General features: G+C 61.8%; 8 protein-coding genes. All 8 read right to left on the bottom strand.

All coding sequences use genetic code 11. The annotated features are described in order from the left end of the window. Positions 1-153: 153 nt before the first annotated feature. Entirely contained in the window at positions 154-2,403 is a 2,250-nt protein-coding gene (locus JNK99_RS01475) for a hypothetical protein (protein WP_291847590.1), read from the bottom strand. A 7-nt stretch (positions 2,404-2,410) separates the two neighbouring features. Beyond that, positions 2,411-2,830, bottom strand: a complete 420-nt coding sequence (locus JNK99_RS01470) for a hypothetical protein (RefSeq protein ID WP_291847588.1) — start codon at positions 2,828-2,830, stop codon at positions 2,411-2,413. A 53-nt stretch (positions 2,831-2,883) separates the two neighbouring features. Beyond that, entirely contained in the window at positions 2,884-4,212 is a 1,329-nt protein-coding gene (locus JNK99_RS01465) for a phage terminase large subunit (RefSeq protein WP_291847585.1), read from the bottom strand. Next, positions 4,190-4,489 carry a hypothetical protein gene (locus JNK99_RS01460; RefSeq protein WP_291847582.1) on the bottom strand — a complete coding sequence of 100 codons (300 nt, stop codon included), beginning with the start codon at positions 4,487-4,489 and terminating at the stop codon, positions 4,190-4,192. The genes JNK99_RS01465 and JNK99_RS01460 overlap by 23 nt, the downstream gene beginning before the upstream one ends. A gap of 637 nt (positions 4,490-5,126) precedes the next feature. Then, the gene (locus JNK99_RS01455) at positions 5,127-5,363 is read right to left on the bottom strand and encodes a hypothetical protein (RefSeq protein WP_291847580.1); all 237 of its coding nucleotides are present in this window, start codon (positions 5,361-5,363) and stop codon (positions 5,127-5,129) included. Further along, positions 5,360-6,094 carry a hypothetical protein gene (locus JNK99_RS01450; RefSeq protein ID WP_291847577.1) on the bottom strand — a complete coding sequence of 245 codons (735 nt, stop codon included), beginning with the start codon at positions 6,092-6,094 and terminating at the stop codon, positions 5,360-5,362. Before JNK99_RS01450 ends, JNK99_RS01455 begins: the two co-directional genes overlap by 4 nt. After that, entirely contained in the window at positions 6,036-6,944 is a 909-nt protein-coding gene (locus tag JNK99_RS01445) for a hypothetical protein (RefSeq protein WP_291847573.1), read from the bottom strand. Before JNK99_RS01445 ends, JNK99_RS01450 begins: the two co-directional genes overlap by 59 nt. Further along, positions 6,931-7,434, bottom strand: a 504-nt coding sequence (locus JNK99_RS01440; RefSeq protein ID WP_291847570.1) for a VRR-NUC domain-containing protein, incomplete at its 5' end; no start/stop codon positions are given. The genes JNK99_RS01445 and JNK99_RS01440, both read right to left, overlap by 14 nt.

The raw sequence follows: 7,434 nt of genomic DNA, 5'->3' as shown, positions 1-7,434 counted from the left end.
TCGCTTTCGTCGGCATCCTCTTCGTCGTCGACGGAATCCAACTGCAGTGAGTCGTCCTGGTCTTCTTCGTTTTGATCGTCGCCTTGAATCGCTGACAGCTCTTCTTCCGACAGTGTTGCGGCATGGTGTTCGTCCAAACTTGTTGGCATGTGACTATCCTCGTCTCGATTGGTCGTTGTTGCTCTCGATGCTGGCGGCGATCGCCGCCAGGCGTTCCTTGCTTGCTATCTCGATCTCTTTCATGCGGATCGCCGCGTCGGCCTGAATCCTCGCCTTCTCGATCTGTGTCCGCTCGCCGCTGCTTCGGTCGGCCAGTTCCGCCTGCAGTTTTCGCAACTCCTCTGCCATTGCGTCCAGTTCGTCAGCCGCCAATCGCCTGGCGTTCACGGCTGCATTGACTGCGCCCTCGTTCCCGTACGCAACAGCTTCCGCTTCCATCTGTGCCGCCTTTGCGTTGATCTCGCGCACATGCGCTCGCTGCTCCTCCAGTGCAAGCAGCGATTGCTCCCTCTGCATTTGCATGGCCTCCCCCCGTGCAGCCTCGGCCTGTTCGTCCTCCGGCGTCATGGGCTTGTTTGGGTCGCGATCGCCAGTCTCTCGGCGCAGCGCAGCAACGATTTCTCCTTTGTTCGGCAGGTCGCTGAACTGCAGGCCGATCGTCAGTACGCGTAGCGCCGACTCCGGCGGTAGCTTCTGAGCAAGCTGGTTGAGCGATTCGGCCATTACTTGCCGCAGCGTGCCGGAGTAGTCCTGTTCGCTGACCACGAAGTCGGCCCGGCTGGCGGTGAGGTCATTCAGGTATCGCCACGTGCCGTCTGGCTGCATCTGAGGCTCGTTGATGCGCAGCCAGTCCAGTTTCTCGTTTGCTCCGGTGATTCGGACAACACGCTCCTCTGAAACGAACTGTTCAGCGAGCGAAAGCTGCTTCTCGCCCTGCACCTGAATTGCCAGCCGCAGGTTGTCGAAAGGCTCCGTCGTTCCGACCGCGCCCTGATTCTGGCGCGCCTCAATTGCTGCCCCGCTCACCGCGTTGGTCGCCCGCCCGAGATTCTCGTTGTTGACCCCGATGGCCTTCTGCACGCTCTGTGCGCTGAGCGTCATCATCTCGACCTGAGCCGACGCTCCCTGGTAGTCTCGCCTGATCTCGAATTCTTTGCCGGTTCGCTTGACGATCACGCCATCTGGCCGGCTGGCCTCTTCGCGGGCCTCGTCCCAATCAGCAACCGCGCCATCGTCGCCGATGATCTGGTTGGTATTGCTCAGCCAGAGCGCTTTCGATGCTCTCTTGTTGATGTCGCGCTGAACGTCGCGTACACGGCGTATCACGCCGTAGGGCATGCGGTCGCGTCCTCGCCGGTAACACCAGATCGGCGTCAGCGTGAATTCGTTGTGCCGAAGCTTCGAGGGCGCCCACGCCAGCAGGGCTGTCTCTGTGAAGACCGCAAAATGCACCCGCATCATCACCCGAGGAACGGATGAGACGCTCTCCTGCCCATCGAAATCAGGAATGATCGTCCCACGCCAAGGACCTTCGGTGACGACGTGTACCTGGGTCGGCCTGCGATACTGGCACTCGATCAGCTTCACTCGCCGACGGCGGGCCTCCAGGCTGACAGAAACGCCAGATGTCCTGATGATCCCGCTGCGGTTTTCTCTGATTGGATCACCGAGATACCACAGATCCTCGTCGTCCTGCTCGCCATCGTAAGCGCCCACATCATCGACAGCGGACCGGATCACAGACTCCCGGCCAGGGAACATCGCCAGAGCGATGTCCTCATCTACCCATCTCCATCGGAAGACGTATCGCGCATCGGACAGGTCCAGATCGTAGCCGGCCGAGTCCCACAGGACGTTGCGCCAGTCCTCGTGCTTTGAGTACAGAACTTCTTTCGTCGGGTCGTCCTGTACCCCGTCATCGATCCATCCCACCCCGGCTTTGAGCGCATCGGAGAATGCGCGCGAGCGCACGAACGGCACCCGGTTGACATCCGAGAGGTACTTAAGAAACTTGGTCTTGACATCCGCGCCGGTAACGTCGTCTTCGGTGCGCGGCAGTACCTTCCAGTCGGCTCGCGTTCGGCGTTCTGTCCCGATCAGCCAATCGACCGCCGGCGCCACCTCGTTGTAGACGAGCGGCATCTGTCCGCGATCCTCGACCGTCGCGGCATCTTCTGAATCCCACTGGTTGTTGTCGTAGAAATCGACGTCGATCGCCATCTCGAGCCTGTTTGCCGACTGCTTTTCACGCTCCAGATACCACCACTCGAGCAATTTGCGATGCTCGCGCCGCATGTGGTCACTGTCGAGCGGATGGCTTGGCTGCTCGTCTCCTGGCTCCTGTTGTGCGTCGATCTCGTCTGACAGGCGCTCGCCCGGGGCCAGTCCGGCGATGGCGCGCACATCGAATTCAGGCATACCTGGCAACCGCCTTTTCAACACGGATGTCTGTCGATGTTACCTGCTCCCCGTCGACGGACAGATTGATCTCGCCGGCAGATCCCGGCAATAGCTCGGGGTCTGGCGCAGACCGCATGCGGATCAGGTCGGGAATACCCTCGATGATGATCGTGGCTATTCGGAGCCACGTGCTCTGTGTTTCGTCCATGCCGAGCGCTTGGGCTGCACGACGCGCCTGCTGGGCCAGATACGCCGGGTCTGAATACTTCCACGCTGCCGACTCGCAGACGACGAACCAGGCCGGTGCATGTTGTCGGCGTGCTGGCATGAGCACCACAGCACGCTCGTCGTTGACCCACGTATATACCGCCAGGACATCGCCGTGCTGGTGGTGAAAGGCCGACCGGCCAAGATCAAGAGAAATTCCCACAAGCAGAACACCATACTGAATGACTCGGCGATGGTGCCATGCTTGGCGATACTTCAGACAGCCATCGGAGAACCTCGCCTCCCCATCTTGACCCGCCGCCGCCCGCCTGGCCCGACCTTGCCGATCCTTGACTCATAAACGAGCGCCTGCATCCCGAACGCATCAGACGAGTGCGATGACCAGTCATGCTCCGGTCCAAGGCCGACATCGCGGTCCTCGTCGCGCTTCTCGTGATACCAGCCGAGCGCATCCAATCCGGGATCGGTCGTCGCCTCGTTGAACCAACACGCCGGGAACATCCGCTGCGCCGCTTTGATGCGAGACATGGCAGCACCGCGCCCCTGGTTCGGGACGACTTCCACGAAGTGTCCTGCCTGCTCGAAGGCCGTTCGAAACGACACATCGATGACCCGATCGTAGGTATCGCCATCATGCGGCAGCCAGACCGTAGCCAGCCGACCGGGCGTGTAGCCGTTCTCGCGCATCCAGAGCAGGTGCGCCGATATTGGCTGCCCCTGTCGCTCGTAGTGATCTAGAACGCGGACCTGAGGCCCGACGAACTGAGAGAACCAGAACACAAAATTGTCGGCCCGCGCTCCTGTCCCCCCAAGGTCTGCGAACGCCTGCACCGGCAAGTTCGGATCGGCGTGCACAACACCGATCCTCCCTGACGCCCGAGCATCGCTCAACTGGCCAGCGAAGTACGCCCCGGTGATCGCCGACACGTAGCCGCCTTCCCACACATGGTCGTAGCTGTCCGGGCGCTGCTCCTTGTCCCGCAGCCGTTCCCGGTTGAGCTTTTCCGGGAACATCGGATTGTCCCGCCAGTTCAGTTCGACAACCTTGTACCGAGGATCGTTTGACTCGCGAAAGCGCTGGTTCGTCGCAGATTTCTTTCGTCTCGGGTTCCACGTCACCCACAGCTCCGAATCCTCCTCGCGCAGCGTCGGGGTCAGGACCGACCACGATTCTTCGGTGACTGGCTCCGCCTCGTCAACCCAGCACAACAGGATCCTGGCCGTGGACTTGATGCTGTCGATGTTCCGATCGAGGCCGGCGAACACGTAGGACACGCGTCCGCACCGAGTACGGACGAACTTCTCTCCGACCTCGAAATGCGCCGCCAGCGCCGGCTCTGACTGGATCGCCAGCTTGACCTCGGACAGTGACGAATCAACCAGCGAATTCTGAAACTGGCGACCACACAGCACCACTCCGCTGCGCCCGGCTTCAGCAAACATCAGCGCCCGTACTGCCGACATCTTGGCAAAGCTGCGCGTCTTGCCAGACCCGCGGCCGCCGTATGCGCCACGCACATCAGCCGTCCCGGTGAATACCTCGATCAGCTTCGGCGGCAGACTAATCTGCAGCTTCATCGTCATTCTTCGCTGGAGCCACCAGAGGGATGAGTTCGATCTGCGTGATCCGTACCGGCGCTCCGTCCTCTCCGGTGATCTGTGTCGGCAGAAGTTTCCCGATCAGGGCCATGAACGCGCGCGGCTCGGCAATAGCCTGCGCCTTCAGGTAGCCGATCGCCCCGCCTTCCTGCTGCTTCAGCGCTTCAAAAACGATTTCCTTGAGCTTCTGACTCGTCAGGTTCTGTGATCCAGGCTTGCGGCCAGATCCTGGCGTCCGTGGTTGTCCCTTGGTGAACGGCATACTATCGAATCCTGTTTTCCGATTGTTTGGCTCTATACCTCAAATACCGCGGATTCCTCCGCGAATCAGGAACGCTTTCCACAAGTCCGATGCGGCGCAGGAACATCAGCGCCCAGGATACTGCGGAGTGGCCCCTGCCAGTGCCGAGCTGGATCTCGGCAGAGGTTCGATATTCGCCTGTTGCGCCACTGAGATACCTCAGCACGGCCATGCTCGCCCCTGACTCCATCAACACGCCGGAAAGGGGGTGAGCCTTCTTCGCACATCTGTCCTGCCTGCAGATCGCCAAGGAAGCGGCCGACATCTGGGCGGCGAGGCTGTATGGATCGTGCGTCATGGCTGAACAACTCACCGCCCGGTCACCCTGCACGAACAACATGCCACCGGGGACCGCCGGCCGGCGTCGTAACGCTCGTCAAGCCCGTTGCAACCGATCACCGCCGATCCTCCTCCATTCCGTCGAAACAGCCGCCACGAGCTGTCGCGCCGCCGCGTCGCCGCGCTTTTCCGCCACCTTCGCGTAGTACGCCTTGCGGTTCTGCACTGGCCACCGCATGACGGTCCGGGCCTCGCAGCGGGCTCTGTGCGCCTCGCTCCAGGTGCAGTCTGGGTTGTCGCACGGCTTGGGCCCGCACATTCACGCCGCCACCCATTGCAGGCCGTCCCACCGTCTCAGCAGATTTTTCCCGGTCCCGTCGCAGACACCGGACTCCATGTGGTCGGTGAGAATGTCGAGCAGCCGATGATCGTACTCAGCCCCGCGCAGCAGGTAGTCGAGCGCCACTTGCGAACGCAGTCGCTTCGCCCACTCCAGCGGATCGAGCGTGTCCATGCTCGGCGTCGCAAGTTGCTTCATATCGGCGTCACGCTTCATGCCGCCTCACCACCCTTGAGCTGCCGCAGAAGGCCAGCGATCCGCCGCCTGAATTCGGGATCATTCGGCATCGGAGCGGGCGGCCCGCCGATCAAGCCGGCGATGCAAGCGCCCTTTGCGTTGATCGGAGGGGGCAACAATCCAGCGGCGTGCTGGCTGCTCAATCGCCCGCTTGCCACCGCGCGATAAAGGGCCGCCTGCCGGCGCACCGGATCGCTGCCGAGACTCGGGAACCACCTGGGGGACTCTGGCCGCTCGCGCAGAATCCGCTCATAGGCATCCCGGAAGGCCATGCGCGCGCCCACCTCGTCGCCAGCGTCGAGGATCGGCTGAACTATCCCAGCGGCCTCAGCTATCTGCTCGGTCCAGACCACCGTTTCCGCCTCGTCGTGGGACGACAGAACCAGTGCCCACGCCTCGTTCGCCGTCGGGTGTCCGCCCGGAGCGCTCGGGTCTGGCTGCCGGCATAGCTTCACGAACTCAGGCAGTGTCGGCGGCCATTCCCTGGTCATGCACCCAGCAATGCCGGCGGATAGCTCGTCGCGGCTGAGGGAACCGAGCGTTTCCGCCCAAACGATCTTGACGTTGCGCAAGTCGCAGCCCTTCCAAGCGTCTGCGAACTTGGCGCCGTACATCGCTTCGAAGCGGGCGAAGAGGCGCTCGATCCACTCTTCAGGCAATGCGGATGACTTCGGCTGTGATGTCGCGAGGGTTTGGTTTGTCGGCTGCATGGCGGTTGCGCCCGGTGAGTTCGTCGAGAGTTGCTTTGCGCTGGTCGTTGGTCGTCTGCCGCGGCCCGGCCCTTGCTTGCTGGCCAACCCAACCCGCCTCGAATCCCGCCCAACCCTTGGCGCAGCAGAGCGTCAAGGCATCCTGCAGGCCCATCCCGGACTTACCCGCCTCCCTGACGATGGCCCGCATGGCCGTGGCCGTCGATGCCGCCCTCTTTCCCTTGCGGAGGGCCAGGAAATCGGCGGCGGTCTGCCGGTCTGCCCCGTTCTCGATCAGGAAATCCGCGGCGTCGAAACGATCAGCGGCGACAGCCGCCGGCTTTTCGGGTCGCGCCTGTACCTCCGGGATAGCCGCTGGCGCGGTGTTTGTTTCAGGATTCAGGATTCCTCTTTCAGGAATCAGTAATAGGGAATCAGGAATCAGCCGGGTTTGCACTGTGCAAGCACCGTGCTCGCATGGTGCTTGCACAGTGCTTGCACCGTGCTCGCCGTCTGCATCATCTGTAGCAGAACCAGCAGTACCGCCGGGCGGAGGCGGTATTGCACTGGCCCTCTCGTCTTTGTGCGGGTTCTGGTGCTTCGTGAAATTCACGATCTGGATGTATTTTTTGCCCCCGACCTCGTACCGATCGAGCATGTCGGTATCGGCGAGTTCTTCCAGTAGCGCGCTAACATCAAACGAGTCGGCCGGATAGATCTCCATCTTGATCTGCTTCGGACGATCATCCAGCCTGCCTTCTCTATCTGCGATGGTCCAGAGCCCGATGAACAGAAGCCGGGCCTCGACGGATAGCTCTGCCAGGTCTGCGTTCCGAAAAAATCCTGGCTTGATATTTCTAGCGCGTGCCATCTGATCTTCCTTCCACGATCGCCAGCGCCTCCTCAACCGAGCACGCAACCCCGGCCAGCCCACCACAGGACGCAACCAGATCGAGATACGTGCGTTGTTCCTGGGTGACGTTCCGACGAGTCGATGGTCGTTTGACTTCGATGGCGATGACTCGACCGTCGCGTGATACCCCGTCCAGATCGACCCGCCCACGGGCGCAAGACCGGATAAATCGAGACGGCTTTCCGTCCTTTCCGACCAGTCGGCCAGCCATGACGTTGATACGCTCGATTATGGCCACCTCAGGATGCAGCGACAGAGCGCGCAGGATGGCCCGCTGGATGTCAATTTCTGGAGGATTCTGACGACGCACTGTGCCTGGCCTTCGCCTCTTCGGCTGCGCCGGAATGTCAGCCGGAGGCACCAGCGGCGGCTGCACCTGTGCCACGGCGAGATAGTCGGTCCATTGTTTCCGCCGCGCCGTCATTTCGCCGTACACTCCGGGCAAATC

The organism is Accumulibacter sp. (assembly GCF_016789985.1).
Taxonomy (GTDB): domain Bacteria; phylum Pseudomonadota; class Gammaproteobacteria; order Burkholderiales; family Rhodocyclaceae; genus Accumulibacter.
Note: the sequence above shows the minus strand (reverse complement) of the source record. Positions and strands in the feature narration are given on the sequence as shown.